Origin of the sequence: Pseudomonas sp. JV449 (assembly GCF_032424295.1) — a bacterium.
GTDB lineage: Bacteria > Pseudomonadota > Gammaproteobacteria > Pseudomonadales > Pseudomonadaceae > Aquipseudomonas > Aquipseudomonas marginalis.
Genome location: NZ_VYKD01000031.1, coordinates 18,754 through 43,052 on the forward strand (window position 1 = coordinate 18,754; position 24,299 = coordinate 43,052).

Annotated in this window: 18 protein-coding genes; 14 read left to right on the forward strand and 4 right to left on the reverse strand. The window is 60.0% G+C overall.

The window, feature by feature from the left end; all coding sequences use genetic code 11:
* Positions 1-67 precede the first annotated feature (67 nt).
* From dksA to F6S08_RS26895, 14 genes are all read left to right on the forward strand, one after another.
* Positions 68-502 (forward strand): RNA polymerase-binding protein DksA, encoded by a 435-nt coding sequence (dksA, locus tag F6S08_RS26830; RefSeq protein ID WP_005791430.1) that lies wholly within the window; start codon positions 68-70, stop codon positions 500-502.
* A gap of 83 nt (positions 503-585) precedes the next feature.
* Complete coding sequence (gluQRS, locus tag F6S08_RS26835; protein ID WP_065947694.1) at positions 586-1,473, forward strand: tRNA glutamyl-Q(34) synthetase GluQRS; 888 nt, start codon at positions 586-588, stop codon at positions 1,471-1,473.
* Between the two features lie 176 nt (positions 1,474-1,649).
* The gene (locus tag F6S08_RS26840) at positions 1,650-1,826 is read left to right on the forward strand and encodes a hypothetical protein (protein WP_003176118.1); all 177 of its coding nucleotides are present in this window, start codon (positions 1,650-1,652) and stop codon (positions 1,824-1,826) included.
* Positions 1,810-4,764 carry a sensor histidine kinase gene (locus tag F6S08_RS26845; RefSeq protein WP_027605383.1) on the forward strand — a complete coding sequence of 985 codons (2,955 nt, stop codon included), beginning with the start codon at positions 1,810-1,812 and terminating at the stop codon, positions 4,762-4,764. Before F6S08_RS26840 ends, F6S08_RS26845 begins: the two co-directional genes overlap by 17 nt.
* A gap of 22 nt (positions 4,765-4,786) precedes the next feature.
* Entirely contained in the window at positions 4,787-6,226 is a 1,440-nt protein-coding gene (locus F6S08_RS26850; protein ID WP_065925302.1) for a sigma-54-dependent transcriptional regulator, read from the forward strand.
* Between the two features lie 696 nt (positions 6,227-6,922).
* Positions 6,923-8,326, forward strand: coding sequence for a polynucleotide adenylyltransferase PcnB (locus tag F6S08_RS26855; protein ID WP_027605381.1), 1,404 nt, complete (start codon positions 6,923-6,925; stop codon positions 8,324-8,326).
* Between the two features lie 2 nt (positions 8,327-8,328).
* The gene (gene folK, locus F6S08_RS26860; RefSeq protein ID WP_137212044.1) at positions 8,329-8,826 is read left to right on the forward strand and encodes a 2-amino-4-hydroxy-6-hydroxymethyldihydropteridine diphosphokinase; all 498 of its coding nucleotides are present in this window, start codon (positions 8,329-8,331) and stop codon (positions 8,824-8,826) included.
* A 214-nt stretch (positions 8,827-9,040) separates the two neighbouring features.
* Entirely contained in the window at positions 9,041-9,841 is an 801-nt protein-coding gene (gene panB / locus F6S08_RS26865; RefSeq protein ID WP_065925304.1) for a 3-methyl-2-oxobutanoate hydroxymethyltransferase, read from the forward strand.
* On the forward strand, positions 9,838-10,689 hold the full coding sequence (gene panC, locus F6S08_RS26870) for a pantoate--beta-alanine ligase (RefSeq protein ID WP_074847624.1): 852 nt from the start codon (positions 9,838-9,840) through the stop codon (positions 10,687-10,689). Before panB ends, panC begins: the two co-directional genes overlap by 4 nt.
* Before the next feature lie 223 nt (positions 10,690-10,912).
* The gene (gene pgi / locus F6S08_RS26875) at positions 10,913-12,577 is read left to right on the forward strand and encodes a glucose-6-phosphate isomerase (protein ID WP_027605377.1); all 1,665 of its coding nucleotides are present in this window, start codon (positions 10,913-10,915) and stop codon (positions 12,575-12,577) included.
* A 105-nt stretch (positions 12,578-12,682) separates the two neighbouring features.
* A complete protein-coding gene (gene acs, locus F6S08_RS26880) occupies positions 12,683-14,620 on the forward strand; it encodes an acetate--CoA ligase (RefSeq protein WP_315872561.1) in 1,938 nt (645 codons plus the stop codon).
* A 15-nt stretch (positions 14,621-14,635) separates the two neighbouring features.
* On the forward strand, positions 14,636-15,505 hold the full coding sequence (locus F6S08_RS26885) for an oxygenase MpaB family protein (RefSeq protein WP_065925307.1): 870 nt from the start codon (positions 14,636-14,638) through the stop codon (positions 15,503-15,505).
* 67 nt (positions 15,506-15,572) lie between these two features.
* The gene (locus F6S08_RS26890) at positions 15,573-16,589 is read left to right on the forward strand and encodes a class I SAM-dependent rRNA methyltransferase (protein WP_315872562.1); all 1,017 of its coding nucleotides are present in this window, start codon (positions 15,573-15,575) and stop codon (positions 16,587-16,589) included.
* An 87-nt stretch (positions 16,590-16,676) separates the two neighbouring features.
* Positions 16,677-19,610 carry a DUF748 domain-containing protein gene (locus F6S08_RS26895; protein WP_315872563.1) on the forward strand — a complete coding sequence of 978 codons (2,934 nt, stop codon included), beginning with the start codon at positions 16,677-16,679 and terminating at the stop codon, positions 19,608-19,610.
* A 169-nt stretch (positions 19,611-19,779) separates the two neighbouring features.
* On the opposite strand, the gene F6S08_RS26900 is transcribed toward F6S08_RS26895, so the two are convergent.
* The 4 genes from F6S08_RS26900 to truB all read right to left on the reverse strand — a co-directional run bounded on the left by F6S08_RS26900 (position 19,780) and on the right by truB (position 24,298).
* Entirely contained in the window at positions 19,780-20,400 is a 621-nt protein-coding gene (locus tag F6S08_RS26900; RefSeq protein ID WP_027605372.1) for a BON domain-containing protein, read from the reverse strand.
* Positions 20,401-20,694: 294 nt separating this feature from the next.
* Positions 20,695-22,800 carry a polyribonucleotide nucleotidyltransferase gene (gene pnp / locus F6S08_RS26905; protein WP_027605371.1) on the reverse strand — a complete coding sequence of 702 codons (2,106 nt, stop codon included), beginning with the start codon at positions 22,798-22,800 and terminating at the stop codon, positions 20,695-20,697.
* A gap of 195 nt (positions 22,801-22,995) precedes the next feature.
* The gene (gene rpsO, locus F6S08_RS26910; protein ID WP_003176135.1) at positions 22,996-23,265 is read right to left on the reverse strand and encodes a 30S ribosomal protein S15; all 270 of its coding nucleotides are present in this window, start codon (positions 23,263-23,265) and stop codon (positions 22,996-22,998) included.
* Between the two features lie 115 nt (positions 23,266-23,380).
* On the reverse strand, positions 23,381-24,298 hold the full coding sequence (gene truB / locus F6S08_RS26915) for a tRNA pseudouridine(55) synthase TruB (RefSeq protein WP_027605370.1): 918 nt from the start codon (positions 24,296-24,298) through the stop codon (positions 23,381-23,383).
* Position 24,299 lies beyond the last annotated feature (1 nt).

Below are 24,299 nucleotides of genomic sequence, written 5' to 3' on the forward strand. Positions count from 1 at the left end.
GGCCGGCAGGTGTCGGTGACGTTGCAATCCTGCGCAATGGATTAGAAGAGTGAGAGGCGGTCTATTCATGTCCACCCAAGCAAAGCAACAGAGCATCAGCGGCTTCCAACCCTACGTTGAATCGAAGGGTGAGGAATACATGGGCAAGCCCATGCGCGAGCACTTCTCCAAAATCCTGAAGCAGTGGAAGCAGGACTTGATGCAGGAAGTCGACCGCACGGTTGACCATATGAAGGATGAAGCGGCCAACTTCCCGGACCCGGCAGACCGTGCCAGCCAGGAAGAAGAGTTCGCCCTAGAACTGCGCGCCCGTGATCGCGAGCGCAAGCTGATCAAGAAAATCGACAAGACGTTGCAACTGATCGAAGACGAAGAATACGGCTGGTGCGAATCCTGCGGTGTCGAGATCGGTATCCGTCGCCTGGAAGCCCGTCCTACTGCGGACCTCTGCGTAGATTGCAAGACCTTGGCTGAAATCAAGGAAAAACAGGTCGGCAAGTGATCCAGCCGAGCTGAACGAATGGGGCGTGCGAACGCCCCATTTTTGTTTCTGGGATTTACCGATTTTCCAGTAGTATCCGGCCCATGACTGCCTCTACCTATATCGGGCGTTTCGCCCCCACGCCCAGCGGCCATTTGCACTTCGGTTCCCTGGTCGCCGCCCTCGCCTCCTACCTCGATGCCCGCGCCAATCAAGGCCGCTGGCTGATGCGCATGGAAGACCTCGACCCTCCCCGCGAAGAGCCCGGCGCCCAGGCGGCAATCCTGCATGCCCTGGAGAGCTACGGCTTTGAGTGGGATGGCGAACTGGTCCGACAAAGCGAGCGGCATGACGCCTACGCCAAGGTACTGAACGATATGTTCAACCACGGCCTGGCCTACGCCTGTACCTGTTCACGTAAACAATTGGAGCCCTACGACGGGATTTACCCAGGCCTGTGCCGAAATGCCGGTCACGACCAGCAGGACGCCGCCATCCGCCTGCGTGTTCCCGAGTTGGAGTACCACTTTACTGACCGCGCACAAGGAGAATTCCGACAACACCTGGGCCGTGACGTCGGCGACTTCGTCATCCGTCGCCGCGATGGCCTCTACGCCTATCAACTGGCCGTGGTGCTCGACGATGCCTGGCAAGGGGTTACCGATATCGTGCGCGGCGCCGACCTGCTCGACTCCACGCCACGCCAACTGTACCTGCAGGAGTTGCTGGGCCTGCGCCAGCCGCGCTATCTGCACGTACCGTTGATCGTCCAGCCGGACGGTAACAAGCTGGGCAAATCCTATCGTTCCCCGCCGCTGAATCCCGACCAGGCCACGCCGCTGCTATTGAGAGCCCTGCGCGCCCTTGGCCAGCAGCCTGGCGACGAACTGCTTCATGCCAGCCCACGGGAGTTGCTGGATTGGGGCATTGTGCACTGGGATGCCAGCAGGATCCCACGCACACTGACCCTGGCCGAAGCGCAATTACGCTGAAGGCGCTTGCAGCCTGCCAGCCATCCGTTACCATCGCGTAGGAGCGAGCTTGCTCGCGAAAAACTCCCAGGCAACACGTTTATCCAGGATGTACGCGTTTAGGTTAGCGCCCTTCGCGAGCAAGCTCGCTCCTACAGAAAACCGTTGCATTACCGCACTCTCAATCAAAGGCCAACATGTACATCTATCGATTGGTCCTGCTGCTGGTCGTCGGGATCTACCTGTTTTCCCCCGCCATCATGGATTGGTGGATCGACGCCACGGGCGCCTGGTATCGCCCCTATCTGCTGTGGCTGATCCTGATCGTCGTGACCTTCATCCTGCAGAGCCAAAAAGATGCCGATGAGCTTTAGCCTCACTCAGATGCTGCTGATCAGCGCCGCCTACCTGGCCGCGTTGTTTGGCGTCGCCTGGATCAGTGAGCGCGGAATGATTCCGCGGGCGATCATTCGCCATCCGTTGACCTACACCTTGTCCCTCGGCGTGTACGCCAGCGCCTGGGCGTTCTATGGCACCGTCGGCCTGGCCTATCAATACGGCTACGGCTTTCTCTCCAGCTACCTGGGGGTGTCAGGTGCATTCCTACTGGCACCGGTGCTGCTGTACCCGATCCTGAAAATTACTCGCACCTATCAGCTGTCGTCCCTGGCCGACCTGTTCGCCTTCCGCTTCCGCAGCACGTGGGCCGGGGCATTGACCACGGTATTCATGCTGATCGGCGTGCTGCCCTTGCTGGCCCTGCAGATCCAGGCGGTGGCCGACTCCATCAGCATCCTGACCCGCGAGCCGGTGCAACACCGGGTCGCCCTGGCGTTCTGTGCGCTGATCAGCCTGTTTACGATTTTCTTCGGCTCACGCCACATCGCCACCCGCGAGAAACACGAAGGGCTGGTATTTGCGATTGCGTTCGAATCGGTGATCAAGCTGATCGCCATCGGCGGCGTCGGCCTCTACGCGCTCTATGGCGTGTTCGACGGCCCGCAACAGCTGGAGCTGTGGCTGCTGCAAAACCAGACCGCCCTCGCCGCCCTGCACACGCCGCTGCAGGAAGGCCCATGGCGCACGCTGTTGCTGGTGTTCTTCGCCTCGGCGATCGTAATGCCGCACATGTACCACATGACCTTCACCGAGAACCTCAACCCGCGCTCGCTGGTCAGCGCCAGCTGGGGCTTGCCGCTGTTCCTGCTGTTGATGAGCCTTGCGGTGCCGCTGATCCTCTGGGCCGGCCTGAAACTGGGGGCTACCACCAACCCCGAGTATTTCACCCTGGGTATCGGTATCGCCGCCAATAGCCCGGCGTTGGCGCTGCTGGCGTATGTCGGCGGTTTGTCTGCTGCCAGCGGGCTGATTATCGTCACGACGCTGGCCCTTTCGGGCATGGCCCTCAATCACCTGGTGCTGCCGCTGTACCAGCCGCCCGCCGAAGGCAATATCTACCGCTGGCTGAAATGGACGCGCCGCGCACTCATCGTCGCGATCATCATGGCCGGCTACGGGTTCTACCTGTTGCTCGGCGCCGGGCAAGACCTGGCCAACCTGGGCATTGTCGCGTTTGTCGCCACCTTGCAGTTTCTGCCGGGGGTGCTATCGGTGCTGTACTGGCCGACCGCCAATCGCCGTGGGTTTATCGCCGGGCTGCTGGCCGGGATCCTGGTATGGATCGTCACCATGCTGCTGCCGTTGGTCGGCAACCTGCAGGGTTTCTACATTCCGCTGCTGAACATGATCTACGTGCTGGACGACACCAGCTGGCACATGGCGGCGATTGCCTCGCTGGCCGCCAACGTACTGATGTTCACCCTGATCTCACTGTTCACCAATGCCAGCCCGGAAGAGACCAGCGCCGCCGAGGCGTGCGCGGTGGATAACGTGCGTCGCCCGCAACGCCGCGAACTGCACGCGGCCTCGCCCCAGGAATTCGCCACGCAACTGGCCAAGCCCCTCGGCGCCAAGGCGGCTCAGAAGGAAGTCGAGCAGGCGCTGCGCGATCTGTACCTGCCCTTTGACGAGCGCCGCCCGTATGCGCTGCGTCGCCTGCGCGACCGCATCGAAGCCAACCTGTCCGGCCTGATGGGCCCCAGCGTGTCCCAGGACATGGTGGAAACCTTCCTGCCCTACAAGGCCGGCGGCGAAAACTACGTCACCGAAGACATCCATTTCATCGAGAGCCGGCTGGAGGATTACCACTCGCGCCTCACCGGCCTGGCGGCCGAACTCGACGCCTTGCGCCGTTACCATCGCCAGACCCTGCAGGAACTGCCGATGGGCGTGTGTTCCCTAGCCAAGGATCAAGAGATCCTGATGTGGAACAAGGCCATGGAAGAACTCACCGGCATCGCCGCGCAACGGGTGGTGGGCTCGCGCCTGAATACCCTGGGCGATCCATGGAAAGAACTGCTCCAGGGCTTTATCAACCTGCCCGACGAGCACTTGCACAAACAGCACCTGGCCCTCGACGGCCAGACCCGCTGGCTCAACCTGCACAAAGCCGCGATCGATGAACCGTTGGCCCCCGGTAACAGCGGCCTGGTTCTGCTGGTCGAAGACCTGACTGAAACCCAGATGCTCGAGGACAAGCTGGTGCACTCCGAGCGCCTGGCCAGCATTGGTCGCCTGGCAGCGGGCGTGGCCCACGAAATCGGCAACCCGATCACCGGTATCGCCTGCCTCGCGCAAAACCTGCGGGAAGAGCGTGAGGAAGACGGCGAAATCATCGAAATCAGCGGCCAGATCCTCGAACAGACCAAACGCGTCTCGCGCATCGTGCAGTCGCTGATGAGCTTTGCCCATGCCGGCGGCCATCAGAATCTGGATGAGGCCGTATGCCTGGCCGAAGTGGCCCAGGATGCCATTGGGCTGCTCGCCTTGAACCGGCGCAATTTCGAAGTACAGTTCTTCAACTTGTGCGACCCCGACCATTGGGTCGACGGCGACTCACAACGCCTGGCCCAAGTGCTGATCAACCTGCTGTCCAACGCCCGTGACGCAACCCCGGCCGGTGGTGCGGTACGCGTCAAGACCGAGGCTTTCGAACATACCGTCGATCTGATCGTCGAAGATGAAGGCAGCGGTATTCCACAGAACATCATGGACCGATTGTTCGAACCCTTCTTCACCACCAAGGACCCGGGTGAAGGTACCGGTCTGGGCCTTGCACTGGTCTATTCCATCGTTGAAGAGCATTATGGACAAATCACCATCGACAGCCCGGCTGACACCGAAAGCCAACGCGGCACCCGTATTCGGGTGACCTTGCCGCGTCATGTCGAAGCGACGTCCGCTGTGAACTGAGACCGTCGAGAGAATTGAATCAATGCCGCACATTTTGATCGTCGAAGACGAAACCATTATCCGCTCTGCCTTGCGTCGCCTGCTTGAACGTAATCAATACCAGGTCAGCGAAGCCGGCTCGGTGCAGGAAGCACAAGAGCGTTTCAGCATCCCCACGTTCGACCTGATTGTCAGTGACCTGCGCCTGCCCGGCGCACCGGGCACCGAGCTGATCAAGCTTGGCCAGGGCACCCCGGTGCTGATCATGACCAGCTATGCCAGCCTGCGCTCGGCGGTTGATTCCATGAAAATGGGCGCGGTGGACTACATTGCCAAGCCGTTTGACCACGATGAAATGCTCCAGGCCGTGGCCCGCATCCTGCGCGACCGCCAGTCTGCCAGCAGCGCGCCTGCCGAACAGCGCCCCGCCGGCAAGGCCACCAACGGCGCCGACAAACCGGGAGTCGACAACAGCAACGGCGAAATCGGCATCATTGGCTCCTGCCCGCCGATGCAGGACCTGTACGGCAAGATCCGTAAGGTCGCGCCCACCGACTCCAATGTATTGATCCAGGGCGAGTCAGGCACCGGTAAAGAACTGGTGGCCCGCGCCCTGCACAACCTGTCCAAACGCGCCAAGGCGCCGATGATTTCGGTGAACTGTGCGGCGATCCCCGAATCCCTGATCGAGTCCGAACTGTTCGGCCACGAGAAAGGCGCTTTTACCGGCGCCAGCGCTGGGCGTGCGGGCCTGGTGGAAGCGGCGGACGGCGGGACGCTGTTTCTTGATGAAATCGGTGAGTTGCCGCTGGAGGCCCAGGCGCGACTGCTGCGTGTGCTGCAGGAAGGTGAGATTCGACGTGTAGGCTCGGTGCAATCGCAGAAGGTTGACGTACGCCTGATCGCGGCCACCCACCGCGACCTCAAGAGCCTGGCCAAGATCGGTCAGTTCCGTGAAGACTTGTATTACCGCCTGCACGTGATCGCGCTCAAATTGCCGGCCCTGCGTGAGCGCGGTGCCGACGTGAATGAGATCGCCAACGCATTCCTGCTGCGCCAGAGTGCACGCATCAACCGTACCGACCTGACGTTCGCGCCGGACGCCGAGCAGGCGATTCGGCATTACTCGTGGCCGGGTAACGTGCGGGAACTGGAGAATGCGGTCGAGCGTGCAGTGATCCTGTCGGAAAGCCCGGAAATTTCCGCCGAGCTGCTGGGTATCGATATTGAGCTCAGTGACTTGGAAGATGACGATTTCATTGGCCTGGCCCCGACACAGGGCGGCGCCAGCAATACCAGCCATGAGCCGACGGAAGATTTGTCACTGGAAGACTACTTCCAGCATTTCGTCCTTGAGCATCAGGACCACATGACCGAGACCGAGCTGGCACGCAAGCTGGGCGTGAGCCGCAAGTGCCTGTGGGAACGCCGCCAGCGCCTGGGCATTCCACGGCGCAAGACCGGGGTGGCCAGCGAAAGCTGAGGGTGCGCCTCCACAGGTAACACCCTCAGATGTGAAAAAACTGTTACCGCGGATATTTCGCGTAACAAAAGCCGGGGCTTACGGTAACGAAGCCCCGGCTTTTTTTCGCCCGTCAAAAACCAAAAAACACCTCAACCCCCCGGTTTTGCTGGGCGTCGCAAAAGTTGGCACGCACCCTGCTATATGCTTAGTACAAAAACAATAACAAGCTTTGTACAAGACAATAAAAATAAGACGAATCGACTCACGCATAACAAAAACAACACGGCGGAGGCGCAGCTAACTGATTCTTTTGGAGAGGCGTTGCATTTGGGGCTTGCCCCGCAACCAGGCCGAGAACAACAAAAACTGCCCTAAGGCAGAGCCTGAACTGGTTGGATCGTAGATCAGCAACACAGCGACCAAAGCAATCCGTTTGCTCTTGACTCCCGATTGGGAGGGTCATGAAGGTGAAGCTTCATGGCGAGGGCGATCAACAAAAACAAGAAGCCCGAAATCAATAATAAAAATAGAGCACGCAACTACTTCTGGGGGAGCTTCGGCTCCCCTTGTAGTTTCCGGGATTTGACGATTTAAGGCTTATGGCGCAACGCCGAAGCTTGTTCCTACACCATCCCCTGACTAAATGCTAGAATCCCCGCCCATCATGCGGTCATTCTTCGTTATGGCCGAACATTCCTTCAAACAGTGCATCCCATGCTGAAGAAGTTGTTCCAGTCATTCCGTTCTCCCTTGCGTCGTACGCAACACAAACGCAGCACGCCTGAAGTGCTCAACAGCAGCCAGCATTCGTTGCAGCGCGCTCAATTCAGCCGTTATGCGGTGAATATCGTCGAACGGTTGCAGAACGCCGGTTACCAGGCCTACCTGGTGGGCGGTTGCGTACGCGACATGCTGCTCAATATCACGCCTAAGGATTTCGACGTCGCCACCAGTGCCACGCCTGAGCAAGTGCGTGCCGAGTTTCGCAATGCGCGAATCATCGGTCGCCGCTTCAAGCTGGTGCACATCCACTTTGGTCGCGAAATCATCGAGGTCGCGACCTTCCGTGCCGGCCACCCGCAAAACGATGAAGAGGAAGACACCAATCAGTCCTCCCGCAACGAGAGCGGGCGCATCCTGCGCGACAACGTCTATGGCACCCTGGAAGAAGACGCACAGCGCCGCGACTTCACCATCAATGCCCTCTATTACGACCCGGTCAGCGAACGCATCCTCGATTACGCCAATGGCGTACACGACATCCGCAATAACCTGATCCGCCTGATCGGCGACCCGACGCAGCGCTATCAGGAAGACCCGGTGCGCATGCTGCGGGCCGTGCGCTTCGCCGCCAAGCTCAACTTCGGTATCGAGAAACACACCGCCGCACCGATACGCGAGCTGGCACCGATGCTGCGGGAAATCCCGTCCGCGCGTCTGTTCGAAGAAGTGCTCAAGCTGTTCCTCTCCGGCTACGCCGCCGACACCTTCGAAATGCTGGTCGACTTGCAGTTGTTCGACCCACTGTTCCCGGCCAGCGCCGAAGCACTGGAGTACAACCCGACTTATACCCACACGCTGATCAGCGAAGCCTTGATCAATACCGACCTGCGCATCAAGCAGAACAAACCGGTCACGCCGGCGTTCCTGTTTGCCGCCCTGTTGTGGCCGGCCCTGCCCAAGCGCGTACTGCGTCTGCAGGAACGTGGCATGCCGCCGATCCCGGCCATGCAGGAAGCCGCTCACGAGCTGATCGCCGAACAGTGCCAGCGCATTGCTATCCCGAAACGTTTCACGATGCCGATCCGCGAGATCTGGGACATGCAGGAACGCCTGCCCCGCCGCAGCGGCAAGCGTGCCGACCTGCTGCTGGACAACCCGCGCTTCCGTGCCGGCTACGACTTCCTGCTGCTGCGTGAAAGCGCCGGTGAGCAGACCGACGGCCTGGGCGAATGGTGGACCGACTATCAGGATGCCAATGACAGCCAACGCCGCGACATGATTCGCGACCTCGGCAGCAAGGGTGATGGCGAAGGCGCAGGGCCGAAGAAGCGTCGTCGCAGCGGCACCAAGCGCAAACGCAGTGCTGCCGATGCCTCGGGCGCTGCGGGCGAATAAACGTGGAACGCATCTACATCGGCATGGGCAGCAACCTGGCAGCCCCGGACCAGCAATTGCGCAGCGCTATCCAAGCGCTGGCGCAATTGCCAGACACTTGCGTCGCGGGTGTGTCCGCCTTTTACCAAAGTGACTCCCTGCTCCCGGGCCAGCCGCGCTACACCAACGCAGTTGCCGCCCTGGACAGCCGCCTTGCGCCACTTGACCTGCTGGACGCGCTGCAAGCCATCGAAAACGACCACGGCCGCGAGCGCCTGGAGCGTTGGGGCCCTCGCACCCTTGACCTGGACATTCTGCTGTTTGGCGATCGCCTGATCGACGAACCGCGCCTGAAGGTGCCCCACTATCAGATGCACCTGCGTGCATTTGTGTTGTATCCGCTGGCCGAACTGGCACCTGCCGCATTGCAATTGCCGGATGGCAAGCGCCTCAGCGCCCTGCTTGAAGCCTGCCCGTTTGTCGGCCTGGAACGGCTCCCGGTTGCTGAATCGCGTCAGTAACAGCGGTAACACCGCCATCGTAACAATGCGGTAACACATCCAATTGACTTCCCGTGTCCTCCTCACGACTATAGGCGTCCCGCTGCCGCCAACCCGGCAATGAAGGGCGCAATCCAGGCCTTATAAGCACTGCTCTCAAGACAGTGCGCCTGTATAAACGAAGACTCACGCGCGTTACTCGCTGTTTCCAAGCGCCTGAACGAGGACCCTTTTCATGCCAGACATTACCCTGACCACCTTGCAGAGCCTCAAGCTCAAAGGTGAAAAAATCACCATGCTCACCTGCTATGACGCCACCTTCGCCCACGCCAGTTGCCAGGCCGGGGTTGAAGTGTTGTTGGTAGGCGACTCCCTGGGCATGGTCCTTCAAGGGAATGACAGCACCCTGCCCGTCACCACCGATGAACTGGCCTACCACACCGCCAGCGTCAAGCGCGGGAACGACGGCGCATTCATCATCGCCGACCTGCCGTTCATGGATTACGCCACCGTCGAGCAGACCTTCCTGAACGCCGGCAAACTGATGCGTGCCGGTGCACACATGATCAAGGTAGAGGGCGCCGTATGGCTCGCCGAGTCGATTCGCCTGCTGGCTGAACGCGGCGTGCCGGTCTGTGCACATATGGGCCTGACACCACAGTCCGTGAACATCCTCGGCGGCTACAAGGTGCAAGGCCGCAACGAAGCCCAGGCGCGCCAGATGCGCGCCGATGCCATCGCCCTGGAGCAGGCGGGCGTCGCGATGATCCTGCTCGAATGCGTGCCCAGCGAACTCGCGGCAGAAATCACCCAGGCCGTTAAGGTGCCGGTGATCGGTATTGGCGCGGGCTCGGCCACCGACGGCCAGGTGCTGGTGCTGCACGACATGCTCGGCCTGTCGATTACCGGCCGCGTGCCAAAGTTCGTGAAGAACTTCATGACTGGCCAGGACAGCATCCACGCGGCATTGAGTGCCTACGTCGCCGAAGTCAAAGGCGTGACCTTCCCAGGCGCCGAACACGGATTCTCTGCATGAACACCGTAAAAACCGTACGCGAACTCAGAGCCGCCGTCGCCCACGCCCGCAAGGCCGGCAAACGCATCGGCTTCGTGCCCACCATGGGTAACCTGCACAGCGGACATGCCAGCCTGGTCAGCAAGGCTGTGCAGCAGGCGGACTTTGTCGTGGCGAGTATTTTCGTCAACCCACTGCAATTTGGCGCCGGCGAAGACCTGGACAAGTACCCTCGCACCCTGGCCGCCGATCAGGAAAAGCTCCTGCAGGCCGGCTGCAACCTGCTGTTCGCGCCAACCGTCGAGGAGATGTACCCCGGCGGCATGACCGGCCAGACCCGCGTCAGCGTCCCGCAATTGTCCGAAGGCTTGTGCGGCGCCAGCCGTCCCGGGCATTTCGAAGGCGTGGCGACCGTGGTCAGCAAATTGTTCAACATGGTCCAGCCGGACATGGCTGTATTTGGCCAGAAGGACTACCAGCAACTGGCCGTGATTCGTGCCATGGTCCATGACCTGAACATGCCGATCCAGATTATCGGCGAGCCCACCGTACGCGCCGATGATGGCCTGGCGCTGTCCTCGCGCAACGGTTTTCTCAGCGAAGAACAACGTGCGATCGCGCCGGTGCTGTACCGCAGCCTCAGCCAGATTGCCGCAGCCATCAAAAGCGGTGATCACGACTTCGCCAGGCTGCGTGCCGAACAGGTGCAGCAGATCGAGGCTGCCGGGTTGCGCCTGGATTACCTCGAAGTGCGCCAGGGCCTGCACCTGCGGGCCGCTACGGCGGAGGATCGGGATATTGTGATTCTGGTGGCGGCCTTCCTAGGCACGACCCGCCTTATCGACAACCTGCATCTGACCCTCGACTGACCCCTCTGAACACCCCGCCGATTGCCCTGATCGCTGTGCCGGTATAAAAAAGTACCGGCCACAGCGCAGACAAAGCCAAGACATATCGACACGCTAGGTTTAATGTAATCGCCCTGCGCTATGGTTAGCGCTGTCTGGAACCCAATCCTTGAGATAAGACTGGATGTTCCGGGCTTTGAAGTGTCCTAAAGGCAGTCCCCGTAATAAAAGGAAACCCGCAGCGATGGCGTACTACCGCACCCCTCATGACGTTACCGCTCTGCCCGCCTGGCAAGCGCTCAACCAACATCGCCAAGCCATGCAGGATTTCAGCATGCGCGAAGCGTTCAATGCCGATCCCCAGCGCTTTTCCCAGTTCACCTTGAGCAGCTGCGGACTTTTCCTCGATTACTCGAAAAACCTGATCACCGGCGAGACCCGCGACCTGCTGGTGGGCCTTGCCAACGAAGTGGGTCTTAAAGACGCAATCAACTCGCTGTATGCGGGCGAGCCGGTCAACTCCTCCGAAGGCCGCCCTGCCCTGCACACCGCCCTGCGTCGCCCGGTGGGCGACAAGCTGTCGGTCAATGGCGTGAACATCATGCCGGACGTGCACAAGGTGCTGAACCAGATCACCGACCTGGTCGGCCGCATCCACGACGGCCTGTGGCGTGGCTACACCGAGAAGCCGATCACCGATGTGGTGAACATCGGCATCGGCGGCTCGTTCCTCGGCCCGGAGCTGGTCTCTGAAGCGCTGTTGTCCTACGCCCACAAAGGCGTGCGCTGCCACTACCTGGCGAACATCGATGGCAGCGAATTCCATGAGCTGACCATGAAGCTGCGCGCCGAGACCACGCTGTTTATCGTCTCGTCGAAATCCTTCAACACCCTGGAAACCCTGAAAAACGCCCAGGCCGCCCGCGCTTGGTACCTGGCCCAGGGTGGCTCGGAAGCCGAGCTGTACCGCCACTTTATCGCCGTGTCGAGCAACAACGCGGCCGCCGTGGCCTTCGGTATCCGCGAAGAAAACATCTTCCCGATGTGGGACTGGGTGGGCGGCCGTTATTCGTTGTGGTCGGCCATCGGCCTGCCAATCGCCCTGGCCATCGGCATGTCCAACTTCAAGGAACTGCTGTCCGGTGCCTACACCATGGACCAGCATTTCCAGAACGCGCCGTTCGAACAGAACATGCCGGTGCTGCTGGGCCTGCTGGGCGTTTGGTACGGCAACTTCTGGGGTGCGCAGAGCCATGCGATCCTGCCGTACGACCACTACCTGCGTAACATCACCAAGCACTTGCAACAGCTGGACATGGAATCCAACGGCAAGAGCGTGCGCCAGGACGGCAAACCGGTGTCCACCGACACCGGCCCGGTGATCTGGGGTGGCGTCGGCTGCAACGGCCAACATGCTTATCACCAGTTGCTACACCAAGGCACCCAACTGATCCCGGCCGACTTCATCGTACCGATCGTCAGCTTCAACCCGGTGTCCGACCACCATCAGTGGCTGTACGCCAACTGCCTGTCCCAAAGCCAGGCACTGATGCTCGGCAAGACCCGCAGCGAAGCCGAAGCCGAGCTGCGCGACAAGGGCATCCCGGAAGACGACGTGCAGAAGCTGGCACCGCACAAGGTGATCCCGGGCAACCGTCCGAGCAACACGCTCGTGGTTGAACGCATCAGCCCGCGTCGCCTGGGCGCCCTGGTTGCGATGTATGAACATAAAGTGTTCGTGCAAAGCGTGATCTGGGGCATCAACGCCTTCGACCAATGGGGCGTGGAGCTGGGCAAGGAGCTGGGCAAGGGCGTATACAATCGCCTCACCGGCGCCGAAGAAACCTTGGCCGAAGACGCTTCGACCCAGGGGCTGATCAACTACTTCCGCGGCCGTCACCGCGGCTGATGCAGGCACCGCAAGGCCAACGTCCGTTTGGACGTTGGCCTTGAACCCTCTCCATACAGGGTGCATCTTTATGACTTGTCGCAAAAACAAGAATAAGGATCGCTCATGTTCGATATCAGCACGTTTCCCACCGCCGATGCCGTCCGCCGGGCTGCGCAACTCAGTCAAGAGGACTACCAGCGCCTCTATCGCCAATCCATCGAACAGCCGGACACGTTCTGGGCCGAGCAGGCCAAGGGCTTTCTCGACTGGATAACACCGTGGCACACCGTCCAGCAGTCAGACATCCAGACCGGTGCCGCCCAATGGTTTGCCGGTGGCCAGTTGAACGTCAGCTACAACTGCATCGACCGTCACCTGGCGCAACGCGCCGATCAGCCGGCCTTCATCTGGGAAGGTGACGATCCTGCAAAATCTTCCAAAATCACCTACCGCCAACTGCACCAAAACGTCTGCCGCCTGGCCAATGTGCTGAAAAGCCGTGGCGTGAAAAAGGGCGACCGGGTGTGTATCTACATGCCGATGATCCCGGAAGCGGCCTACGCCATGCTGGCCTGCACGCGGATTGGCGCGGTGCACTCGGTGGTATTTGGCGGGTTCTCACCGGACGCCCTGCGCGACCGCATTCTGGACGCCGACTGCCGCACCGTGATCACAGCCGATGAAGGCGTGCGCGGTGGTAAGCCGGTGGCGTTGAAACAGAACGTCGACAAGGGCCTGGCCAGCTGCCCCGACGTCAGCACGGTGCTGGTGGTACAACGCACCGGCGCACCGGTGAGCTGGAGCGAAGGCCGCGACCTCAAGTATCAACAGGCCCTCGATGCAGCGAGCGACGATTGCCCTCCCGAACCGATGGACGCCGAAGCCCCGCTGTTTATCCTCTACACCTCCGGCAGCACCGGCAAGCCCAAGGGTGTGCTGCACACCACGGGCGGCTACCTGCTCCAGGCGGCAATGACCTTCAAGTACGTACTCGATTACCGCGACGGTGAGGTGTTCTGGTGCACCGCCGACGTGGGTTGGGTCACCGGCCATAGTTACATCGTGTACGGGCCGCTGGCTAATGGCGCGACCTCGCTGATGTTCGAAGGTGTGCCGAGCTACCCGGACAGTTCGCGCTTCTGGCAGGTCATCGATAAACACCAGGTGAATATCTTCTACACCGCTCCCACCGCCTTGCGCGCGTTGATGCGCGAGGGTCACGCCCCGCTGGAGACGACCTCCCGCGCCAGCCTGCGTCTGCTGGGCAGCGTGGGCGAACCGATCAACCCGGAAGCCTGGGACTGGTACTTCAACGCGGTGGGCGAACAGCGTTGCCCTATTGTCGATACCTGGTGGCAGACCGAGACCGGCGGCATCATGCTCAGCCCGCTGGTCAGCGCCCAGCGCATCAAACCAGGTTGCGCCACCCAGCCGATGTTTGGCGTGCAGCCCGTGCTGCTGGATGAACAAGGCAAGGTCATCAGCGGTGCCGGCAGCGGCGTACTGGCGATCAAGGCCAGTTGGCCGGGGCAGATTCGCAGCGTCTACGGCGACCCGCAGCGCATGGTCGACACCTATTTCAAACCCTACCCCGGTTACTATTTCACCGGTGACGGCGCGCGCCGCGATGAGGACGGCGACTACTGGATCACCGGGCGTATCGACGATGTGATCAACGTGTCCGGCCACCGTATCGGCACCGCCGAGGTAGAAAGTGCGTTGGTACTGCATGACCAGGTGGCCGAGGCTGCCGTGGTGGGCTACCCCCACGACGTCAAGGGCCAGGGCATCTACGCCTTTGTCACCCCCATGAATGGCGTCGAACCCAGCGAGGCGCTGAAAAAACACCTGCTGGAACTGGTCAGCAAGGAAATCGGCAGCTTTGCCAAGCCGGAACTGATCCAATGGGCACCGGCCTTGCCGAAAACCCGATCCGGCAAGATCATGCGCCGGATTTTGCGCAAGATCGCCTGCAACGAACTGGACAGCCTGGGTGATACCTCGACCCTGGCCGACCCCAGCGTCGTCGACGGCCTGATCGACAAACGCCTGAACCGCTAGGAAACCCGAGTCGCCATGGAATTTATCCGCAGCCGTATCGAAACCCAGTTGATGAGCCTCACCGGCTTGTCACTGGGCCAACTGGACCTGGAAAATCCCAAGGGCGATCCGGGCCTGTTCGGGCCGGACTCGGTCAGTTGGCAAGTCCATGGTGACTTCAGCAGCATGCTCATCGGCGGCATCAGCGCCTTGATGCTGCAAGCCTTGCACCCATTGGCCCTGGCCGGCGTGTGGGACCATTCGAATTTTCGCCAGGACATGCTTGGGCGCCTGCGCCGTACCTCGCAGTTTATTTCCGGTACCACGTTCGGCGCGCGCAAAGACGCCGACTGGCTGATCGAAAAAGTGCGCACCATTCACCTGCAGGTGGTGGGTCATGCCCCGGACGGGAGGCCTTACGCGGCCAGCGATCCAGCGCTGCTGACCTGGGTGCATGTGGCGGAGGTGAGCAACTTTCTTGCTGCCCACTTGCGCTATCGCAACCCGCACCTCTGCGGCCGTGATCAGGACCGTTACTACAGCGAGATCGCCGTCGTCGCAGAACGGCTCGGCGCGCAGGATGTGCCGCATTCACGCCAGGAAATTTCCGATTACCTTGAGAATATCCGCCCGCAATTGCTGTGCGACGAGCGCAGCCGCGAAGTGCTGCGCCTGTTGCTGAACGCGCCCTCCCCCAGCCTGTTGGCCAAGCCTTTTGGTGCCTTGATGATGCAAGCCGGGATCGACCTGCTGCCGGACTGGGCCAGCACCCTGCTCGATCAGCACCAGGGCCCGCTGCAACGCCGGATGATCCGCGCCGGGGTCAAGCGCAGCGCGCCGTTGTTGCGCTGGGCGATGCGCAATGGTTCGGTGCAGCGTGCACACCGGCGGATGGGGTTGATGTAGGCAACGCGCCATAGCTGCTAAACTCCGCGCCCTCATTACCCCCATTTACCTAAGCAAGGCGCGCTCCATGTCTCCCTTGAATCAGGCGCTGCGCGCCGCCCTCGATCATCGCCAGGATCTGATCAGCGAACTGCACGCCCAGGGCACCGATTGCTATCGGCTGTTCCATGGCAGCCAGGAAGGCGCCGGCGGCCTGACCATCGACCGCTACGGCCCGCAGTTACTGGTGCAAAGCTTCCATCAGTCGCTGGAAACCGCCGACCTGCTGGAGCTGCACCAACTGGTCAACCAGCACATGGGCCTGGAGTTGCTGCTGGTCTACAACGACCGCTCCCGCGGCAACTCGCGGGTCGATCGCGAAGATTCGGTATACCGCGCCGAACCTGCCGCGCTGGAAGACCTGGTCGGCCACGAATGGGGCCTCAATTACCGTGTCCGTGGGCGCCACGCCGGCCAGGACCCACTGCTGTTCCTCGACCTGCGCAATACCCGCGGCTGGGTCAAGGGCCACAGCGCCGGCAAAAGCGTACTGAACCTGTTTGCCTACACCTGTGGGGTGGGCCTGAGCGCCGCTGCCGGGGGTGCGCGCGAGGTATGCAACCTGGACTTCGCCGAGGGCAACCTGGCGGTGGGGCGTGAAAACGGCCAGCTCAATCCACAGCTTCCTACCATGGAGTTCGTACAATCGGACTACTTCCCGGCGATTCGCCAACTGGCCGGGCTGCCGATCACCCAGCGTCGCGGGCAAAAACTGCCGAGCTATCCGCGCCTGGAGCAGCGTCAATATGACCTGGTGTTGCTCGACCCGCCGGCCTGGGCCAAGAGTGCCTTCGGTACCGTTGACCTGTTGCGTGACTACCAGAGCCTGCTCAAGCCGGCACTGCTCGCTACAGCCGACAATGGCGTGCTGATCTGCTGTAACAACCTGGCAAAAGTCAGCATGGAGGATTGGCGTGAACAGGTGCTGCGTTGTGCGCAAAAGGCTGGGCGTCCGGTGCGGGACTGGAAAATCATGACGCCCGGCGGGGACTTTCCCTCACAAGATCAACAGCCACCGCTGAAGACTCTGATACTTCAACTGTAAGCAGCATCCTAAAGGCCCGGTTCTTCGGAACCGAAAACCCGTGCCATACTCCAAGGCACTCCTGTTTGACATAGATGGCGCCGCCCCATGCCCAAAGGATTGATTCGCGCCGCTGGCGCCTTGTTGACTGCCCTCGCGTTGTACAGCTTGCTGGGCTTTCTGATTTTGCCTGGCATCGCCCTTCGCATTGCCAACCAACAGTTGGCCAATTACGCCACAGTGCCGGCACGCATCGAACGGATCGAACTTAACCCGTTCAGCCTGGAAGTAACGGTATGGGGCTTGAAGATCGGCGAGCCCGGTAAGGAACAGGTAGGTTTCGAACGGCTTTACGCCAATCTGCAGGCCGATAGCCTGTGGACCCGCGCCCTGCACCTGGCGGATGTGCAACTGGACAAGCCCAGGACCGAGTTGTTGTTCGACAAGTCAGGCCAGCTGAATCTGGCGCAGTTGTTCAAGCTGCCACCGAGCGAGCCGACCCCGGCAGACCCTGACGCCAAGCCGTTCCCGCTGCGTGTCGACAGCATCAAGCTGGCTGGCGGTTATTTGCATTTCCAAGACCTGCGTCCCAGCGAACCCATCGAATTCCTCTACGACACCCTCGACTTCGAACTGAAGAATCTCAGCACCCTGCCGGAAGACAATGCGGACATGACCTTGGTCGCCGCCGGCCCTGAAGGCGGGCAGATCGACTGGAAAGGCAACTTCAGCCTGGTGCCGATCACGTCCGAAGGTACGCTCAAAGTCACCGGCGGCAAGATGAAAGCCTGGTGGCCTTATGTGCGTGACGCCTTACCCCTGGTACTTGAAGACGGCGTGCTCAACTTCAGTACCGAATACAGGTTCAGCCTGGCCAAAGAGACCGAGCTGAACCTGACCAACACCGCCGCCAGCATCGCGCCGTTCGCGATCAAGGCCCCGGATGGCCGGCCGTTGGTGCGCCTGGAGCGTTTGGACGTCAGCGAGACCACGGTGGACCTGGCCAAACAGCAGGTGGTGGTGGGCAAGATTCGCAGCAATAAACTCGAGACCTGGGCGGCTCGTGAAGCGGATGGGCAACTGGACTGGCAAAAACTGTTCGCCGGCCAGCCGAACAAACCGGCCAAGGCGCCGGAGCCTGCGACTGCACCCGCCACGGCCGACTCGCCAAAGCCTGCGCCCGTCGCCCCAAGCAAGCCCTGGCAAGTGCTGCTCAAGGATGTACAGCTGCGCAACTACCAAGTGCACTTGGCCGACCGTCAGGCCAAACCTGCGGTGGCACTGGAGCTCGGCCCGTTGAACGTCGACGTGCAGAACTTCGACAGCCTCAACCAGAGCCCCTTTACCCTGAAGGTCGACACCGGCCTGGGCAAGCAGGGCAAGATCCAGGCAACCGGCACGGTTAACCTCAACCCGGTCAGCGCCAAGTTGAAGGTCAATACCAAGGACATCGACCTGCGGGTCGCCCAGTCCTATATCAGCCCGTTTATCCGCCTGGAACTGCGCAGTGGCATGCTTGGCAGCGACCTCGACGTGAACCTGAAAAGCACCGATCCCCTGGCGCTGCAGATCACCGGCCGAGCGCAGGTTGACCAGTTGCATACCCTCGACACCCTCAAGACCCGCGACTTCCTCAAGTGGCAGCGCCTGGTGCTCGAAGGCGTGAACTACCAACACGGCGACAGCCTGTCGATCGACAAGGTCAACCTGCTGCAGCCCTATGCGCGGTTCATGATCAACGATGACCGCACCACCAACGTCGACGACTTGCTGATCCCGCAGCCGGCCGACAGTGGCGCCAAATCGTCAGCCAAACCTGCCGCGAGCAAAGACAAGCCGCTGGGTATCCATATCGGGCAGATTGCGATCAACGACGGTTCGGCCAACTTCGCCGACTTCAGCCTCACCCCCAATTTCGCCACTGCGATCCAACAGCTCAATGGGCAGATCGGCACCATCGACAGTCGCCAGGCCAAGCCGGCGAGCGTTGACATCAAGGGCAAGGTCGACCGTTATGCACCGGTGACCATCAAAGGCAGCGTGAACCCGTTTGACCCGATGGCGGCGCTGGACATCGCCACCAGCTTCAAACGTGTCGAGCTGACCACCCTGACGCCTTACTCGGGCAAGTTCGCCGGTTTCCGCATCCGCAAGGGCCGCCTCAACCTTGACCTGCATTACGTGATCACCAAGGGCCAGTTGAAGGCTGAGAACAAAGTGGTGGTCGAGCAATTGCAACTGGGCGAAAAAGTCGACAGCGCCGATGCCGTGGACTTGCCGATTCGTCTGGCAATCGCCTTGCTCAAGGACAGCGACGGCAAGATCTCCATCGAACTGCCCGTATCCGGTGACCTGAATAACCCGCAATTCAGCGTGATGCCCATTGTGTGGCAAACCCTGCGCAATCTGGTGGTGCGAGCGGCCACTGCGCCGTTCAAGTTTATTGGCGGATTGGTCACCGGAGGCGGAGCGGAGGACTTGGGTAGCGTGTCGTTCGCGGCAGGCTCCAGCGAGTTGAACAAAGACGCCGAAGGCGCTCTCAACACCTTGGCCAAAGCCTTGAAAGAACGCCCTGCCCTACGCCTGGAAATCGAAGGCACGGCCGCAGCCAGCAGCGACGGCCCATTCCTGGCGGCCCAGCGGCTGGAGCGGGAATACCAATACAACTACTACAAAATGCTGCAGCGCCGTGGCGAGAAAGTCCCGGCCCAGGCGTCCTTGCTGGAAGTCCCTGAGAGCGAAAAAGCCCCCTTGCTCGAAGGTATTTACCGCACCCGCTTGAAACAGCAGCCTCCGGCAGAATGGAAGGACCTGAGCAGCAGTGACCGCACCGCCAAGTTGAAAGAGGGCGTGATCAAGTTCTGGAGTGGCAGTGACGTGCTGCTGCGCCAGTTGGGCCAGGACCGTGCAAGCACGATCAAGGACTACCTGGTGGATAAAGCCCAGCTGGAGGACGACCGGGTCTACTTCATTGACGCGCAACTGGGCCAGGCAGAGAAAGACGGTCGAGTGATAACGCCGATGCACTTGGACGCCGAGTAGGCGCCGCTGGCGCATTACTTTCCCGCCCCAATAGAACAGGCCCCGACACAGAAGTGCCGGGGCCTGTAATGACCACATCCGTGTGGTCGGTCGCATGAAACTTAGAGGTGCATTGAGTGGATATCTAACTCACGCGCCGCCGCCGCTAGTTCAGACGAGTGCTTGAGCGTTACTCTGCTTTCAGGCCATCGGCCGATACAGCTTTAACGCCTTTGATTTTCTTGGTGATGTTCACCGCGGTCGTTTTCTGTGCCTCGGTCACAGCGACCGAAGAGGACAGGGAAACTACACCCTTGTTGGTTTCGACTTTAATGTCGGTGCCAGGAATGCCTTTCTCGGTGACCAGGTCAGCTTTGACTTTGGTGGTGATCCAGGTATCGGAGGTTGCGCCTTTGGCGTCAGCCGCTGCACCTTTGGTTTTGTCGATGTTGTCTGCCTTGGTAGCGCCGCCAGCCAACAGGCCGTCAGCCGAAACTGCGGTAACACCTTTGATTTTCTTGGTGATCGCTACGGCAGTTTCTTTCTGCGCGTCCGAAATGGCTACGGTCGAAGACAGGGAAACCACACCTTTGTTGGTCTCAACCTTGATGTCCGAACCAGGAATGCCTTTTTCGGTCAGCAGATCGGATTTAACTTTGGTGGTGATCCAAGTATCCGAAACGCTTTCTTTTGCCTTGGTGGCTTCACCGGCCGCCAGAGTCATTGGAGCTTGGGAAGTCTGGGCAAAGGCCACGTTAGCACCCATGGCCAGGGTCAGAGCGGTAGCAGTAGCGAGAGCGAACTTCTTCATACGAGTAACTCCTGTTTTATTAAAAGTCTGCAGTGTGTGAACCTTGATGCTGCAGCGTTAACAGGGTTATTGCAGGCAGTGTGCCAAGTCTCTAGCGCAGATTAAATCCTTAAAAATCATATAGTTATAAAAATAGCCGAATTTCGGAATCGTGCAACTTGCATGAACCTGATCGTGCCTGCGTGCAAGTTGCGGCTTTTGCGATTTACTAAGCGTCTGATTTTTCGGCATTTTCCTTCAGGCGTAAAAAAAGGACTCCGAAGAGTCCTTTTTTTCAGCGTGAGCCTGGGGTAATTAAACGCCCGAAGCCTTGGCTGCTGCTACGTCCTTGATGGACAGTTTGATACGGCCGCGGTTGTCCACGTCCAGTACCAGCACTTCCACTTCCTGGCCTTCTTTCAGAATGTCGGTGACTTTCTCAACGCGAGCGTCGCTCAGCATGGAGATGTGAACCAGACCGTCTTTGCCTGGCAGGATGTTGACGAATGCGCCGAAGTCGACGATGCGCTCAACCTTACCGACGTAGATCTTGCCGATCTCGGCTTCAGCGGTGATGCCCAGGACGCGTTGACGCGCAGCTTCTGCAGCTTCCTTGGTTTCGCCGAAGATCTTGATCGAGCCGTCGTCTTCGATGTCGATCGAAGCCTTGGTCTCTTCACAGATCGCACGAATGGTCGCGCCGCCTTTACCGATAACATCACGGATTTTGTCGGTGTCGATTTTCATCGCGATCATGGTCGGAGCATTTTCCGACAGTTCGGTACGGGACTGACCAATGATCTGGTTCATCTGACCGAGGATGTTCAGGCGCGCTTCCAGGGCTTGGCCCAGGGCGATTTCCATGATCTCTTCGGTGATGCCCTTGATCTTGATGTCCATCTGCAGCGCGGTAACACCTTTGGCGGTACCGGCCACTTTGAAGTCCATGTCGCCCAAGTGGTCTTCGTCGCCCAGGATGTCGGTCAGGATGGCGAACTTCTCGCCTTCCTTAACCAGGCCCATGGCGATACCGGCAACCGGCGCCTTCATCGGCACACCCGCGTCCATCAGCGCCAGGGAAGCACCGCAGACCGAAGCCATGGAGCTGGAGCCGTTGGACTCGGTGATTTCCGACACCACACGGATGGTGTACGGGAACACGTCAGCAGCAGGCAGCATGGCCTGGACCGAACGACGGGCCAGACGGCCGTGACCGATTTCGCGACGACCAGCACCGCCCATGCGACCACACTCGCCCACCGAGAACGGCGGGAAGTTGTAGTGCAGCATGAACGGGTCTTTTTTCTCGCCTTCCAGGGTGTCCAGCAGCTGTGCGTCACGGGCAGTACCCAGGGTCGCAACGACCAGTGCCTGGGTTTCACCACGGGTGAACAGTGCAGAACCGTGAGTCTTCGGCAGAACACCGACTTCGATGTTCAGCGGACGAACGGTGCGGGTGTCGCGGCCATCGATACGCGGCTTGCCGTTAACGATGTTTTCGCGAACGGTGCGGTATTCGATTTCACCGAAGGCTGCTTTGACTTCGCTGGAAGAAGGCTGGCCTTCTTCGCCGGACAGCTTGGCAACAACCTGGTCCTTCAGCTCACCCAGGCGAGCGTAACGGTCGGCCTTGACGGTGATGGTGTAGGCGTCGGAGATCGCAGTGCCGAACTCGGAGCGGATAGCGCCCAGCAGTTCGGTGGCTTCGGCTTGCGGAGCCCAGGCCCAGGTCGGCTTGGCAGCTTCGGCAGCCAGTTCTTTAACAGCGTTGATCACAACCTGGAACTCGTCGTGAGCAAACAGTACCGCACCCAGCATCTGGTCTTCGGTCAGCTCTTTGGCTTCCGATTCAACCATCAATACGGCTTCCGACGTACCGGCAACGACCATGTCCAGGCTCGATGCTTTCAGTTGCTCGTAAGTCGGGTTCAGCAGGTAACCGGTGCTTTCGTGGAAAGCAACGCGGGCTGCGCCGATCGGGCCATCGAAAGGAATACCGGAGATGGCCAGGGCAGCCGAAGTACCGATCATCGCAGCGACGTCAGGATCGGTTTTCTTGCTGGTGGAAACGACGGTGCAGACAACCTGCACTTCGTTCATGAAGCCTTCTGGGAACAGCGGACGGATCGGACGGTCGATCAGTCGGGAAGTCAGGGTTTCTTTCTCGGAAGGACGGCCTTCGCGCTTGAAGAAACCGCCAGGGATCTTACCGGCAGCGTAAGTCTTTTCCTGGTAGTGAACGGAAAGAGGGAAGAAGCCTTTGCTTGGGTCGGCGTGCTTGGCGCCAACAACGGTCACCAATACGGTAACGTCGTCATCAACGGTAACCAGCACTGCGCCGGAGGCTTGACGGGCGATACGGCCTGTCTCGAGGGTAACGGTCGACTGACCGAACTGGAATTTTTTGATAACCGGGTTCACGGTGTCCTACCTTCTTTGTGGCTCTTGGGGAACTTGTCTTCTTGCGAAATTCTTGGGCAATGTCGGGAATCGGCCCAACCCTTGTCCAGGGGTAAAACGTGTATCCAGATAAAACTTGAGGCTGGGAGCCTACCATGGGCCAGCGGGAATCCCACTGACACACGGCAGACAACCAACCTCTAGCGCAATCGCTGATTAGCGACGCAGACCCAGGCGACCGATCAGAGCCTGATAACGACCCAGATCCTTGCCTTTCAGGTAGTCCAGCAGCTTACGGCGCTGGTTTACCATGCGGATCAGACCACGACGGGAGTGGTGATCTTTACCGTTGGCCTTGAAGTGACCTTGCAGCTTGTTGATGTTGTGGGTCAGCAGTGCAACTTGCACTTCTGGCGAACCAGTGTCACCAACAGCTTGCTGGTAGTCAGCTACGATTTGTGCTTTTTCTTGAACGTCGAGAGCCATGAGGCAATCCTTTTTTCAGGAAACCACCCAAAGGGCAGTTTCAACAGGCCAGGGACAAATCCCTGTATCTAAAAATGAGTGTTGACCGTGCCTGTTAACAGCCACACTCGTTCGGTCATTCTGACCGAATCAGTCGACGTGGCGCGATGCGCCCGTCTTCGCTCACTTCACCGATACCGATAAAGCGACCGTTATGATCCTGTACCCGCACCATGCCGAACTTCGGGGCATCCGGGGCGCGTACCGGCTGGCCGTTAAGCCAGTAGAACGCGCTGTGTTCCGAAAAGTGCAGCAATGGCCAATCCAGTAAACCGCTGTCCGATGGCATCAGGAAGCGATCAACTGCTTCGTTGCCACCTTCGGCGTGTACCGCCTCCAACTCTTCCAGCGTGACCGTCTGGGCCAGGCTGAAAGGTCCGGCCTGGGTGCGTCGCAGTTCAGCTACATACGCGCCGCAACCGAGCTGTTCACCAATATCTTCCACCAGGGTACGGATATAAGTGCCTTTGCTGCAGTCTACGGCCAAGCGTGCGGTGTCACCTTCACAGGCGAGCAATTCCAAGCGCGCAATAGTAACAGAACGCGGTTCGCGCTCCACTACTTCGCCCGCACGTGCCAGCTTGTAAAGAGGCTGCCCGTCACGCTTGAGAGCCGAGTACATCGGCGGTATCTGACTGATTTGCCCACGAAAAGCAGGTAAAGCAGCTTCGATATCAGCACGACCAACGGTCACGTCGCGAACCTGCAAAACATCACCTTCGGCGTCTGCCGTGGTGGTGGTCTTGCCCAGTTGCATCAGGGTTTCGTAACCCTTGTCGGAATCGAGCAGGTATTGCGAGAACTTGGTGGCCTCGCCAAAGCACAACGGCAGTACGCCAGTAGCCAAGGGATCAAGGCTGCCCGTGTGCCCGGCCTTCTCGGCATTGAGCAGCCAGCGGACCTTCTGCAACGCGGCATTGGAGGTAAAGCCAATGGGTTTGTCGAGCAGGATGATGCCGCTGACGTTACGACGGATACGTTTGACCTGAGCCACC

What these genes read in the sequence shown, in the direction of transcription:
- dksA (WP_005791430.1), top strand. Translation starts at nt 68, where the DNA reads ATGTCCACCCAAGCAAAGCAACAGAGCATCAGCGGCTTCCAACCCTAC.
- F6S08_RS26895 (WP_315872563.1), top strand. Translation starts at nt 16,677, where the DNA reads ATGCCCAAAGGATTGATTCGCGCCGCTGGCGCCTTGTTGACTGCCCTC.
- pgi (WP_027605377.1), top strand. Translation starts at nt 10,913, where the DNA reads ATGGCGTACTACCGCACCCCTCATGACGTTACCGCTCTGCCCGCCTGG.
- F6S08_RS26850 (WP_065925302.1), top strand. Translation starts at nt 4,787, where the DNA reads ATGCCGCACATTTTGATCGTCGAAGACGAAACCATTATCCGCTCTGCC.
- F6S08_RS26840 (WP_003176118.1), top strand. Translation starts at nt 1,650, where the DNA reads ATGTACATCTATCGATTGGTCCTGCTGCTGGTCGTCGGGATCTACCTG.
- F6S08_RS26845 (WP_027605383.1), top strand. Translation starts at nt 1,810, where the DNA reads ATGCCGATGAGCTTTAGCCTCACTCAGATGCTGCTGATCAGCGCCGCC.
- gluQRS (WP_065947694.1), top strand. Translation starts at nt 586, where the DNA reads ATGACTGCCTCTACCTATATCGGGCGTTTCGCCCCCACGCCCAGCGGC.
- panB (WP_065925304.1), top strand. Translation starts at nt 9,041, where the DNA reads ATGCCAGACATTACCCTGACCACCTTGCAGAGCCTCAAGCTCAAAGGT.
- rpsO (WP_003176135.1), bottom strand. Translation starts at nt 23,265, where the DNA reads ATGGCTCTCGACGTTCAAGAAAAAGCACAAATCGTAGCTGACTACCAG.
- F6S08_RS26900 (WP_027605372.1), bottom strand. Translation starts at nt 20,400, where the DNA reads ATGAAGAAGTTCGCTCTCGCTACTGCTACCGCTCTGACCCTGGCCATG.
- F6S08_RS26890 (WP_315872562.1), top strand. Translation starts at nt 15,573, where the DNA reads ATGTCTCCCTTGAATCAGGCGCTGCGCGCCGCCCTCGATCATCGCCAG.
- panC (WP_074847624.1), top strand. Translation starts at nt 9,838, where the DNA reads ATGAACACCGTAAAAACCGTACGCGAACTCAGAGCCGCCGTCGCCCAC.
- F6S08_RS26855 (WP_027605381.1), top strand. Translation starts at nt 6,923, where the DNA reads ATGCTGAAGAAGTTGTTCCAGTCATTCCGTTCTCCCTTGCGTCGTACG.
- acs (WP_315872561.1), top strand. Translation starts at nt 12,683, where the DNA reads ATGTTCGATATCAGCACGTTTCCCACCGCCGATGCCGTCCGCCGGGCT.
- F6S08_RS26885 (WP_065925307.1), top strand. Translation starts at nt 14,636, where the DNA reads ATGGAATTTATCCGCAGCCGTATCGAAACCCAGTTGATGAGCCTCACC.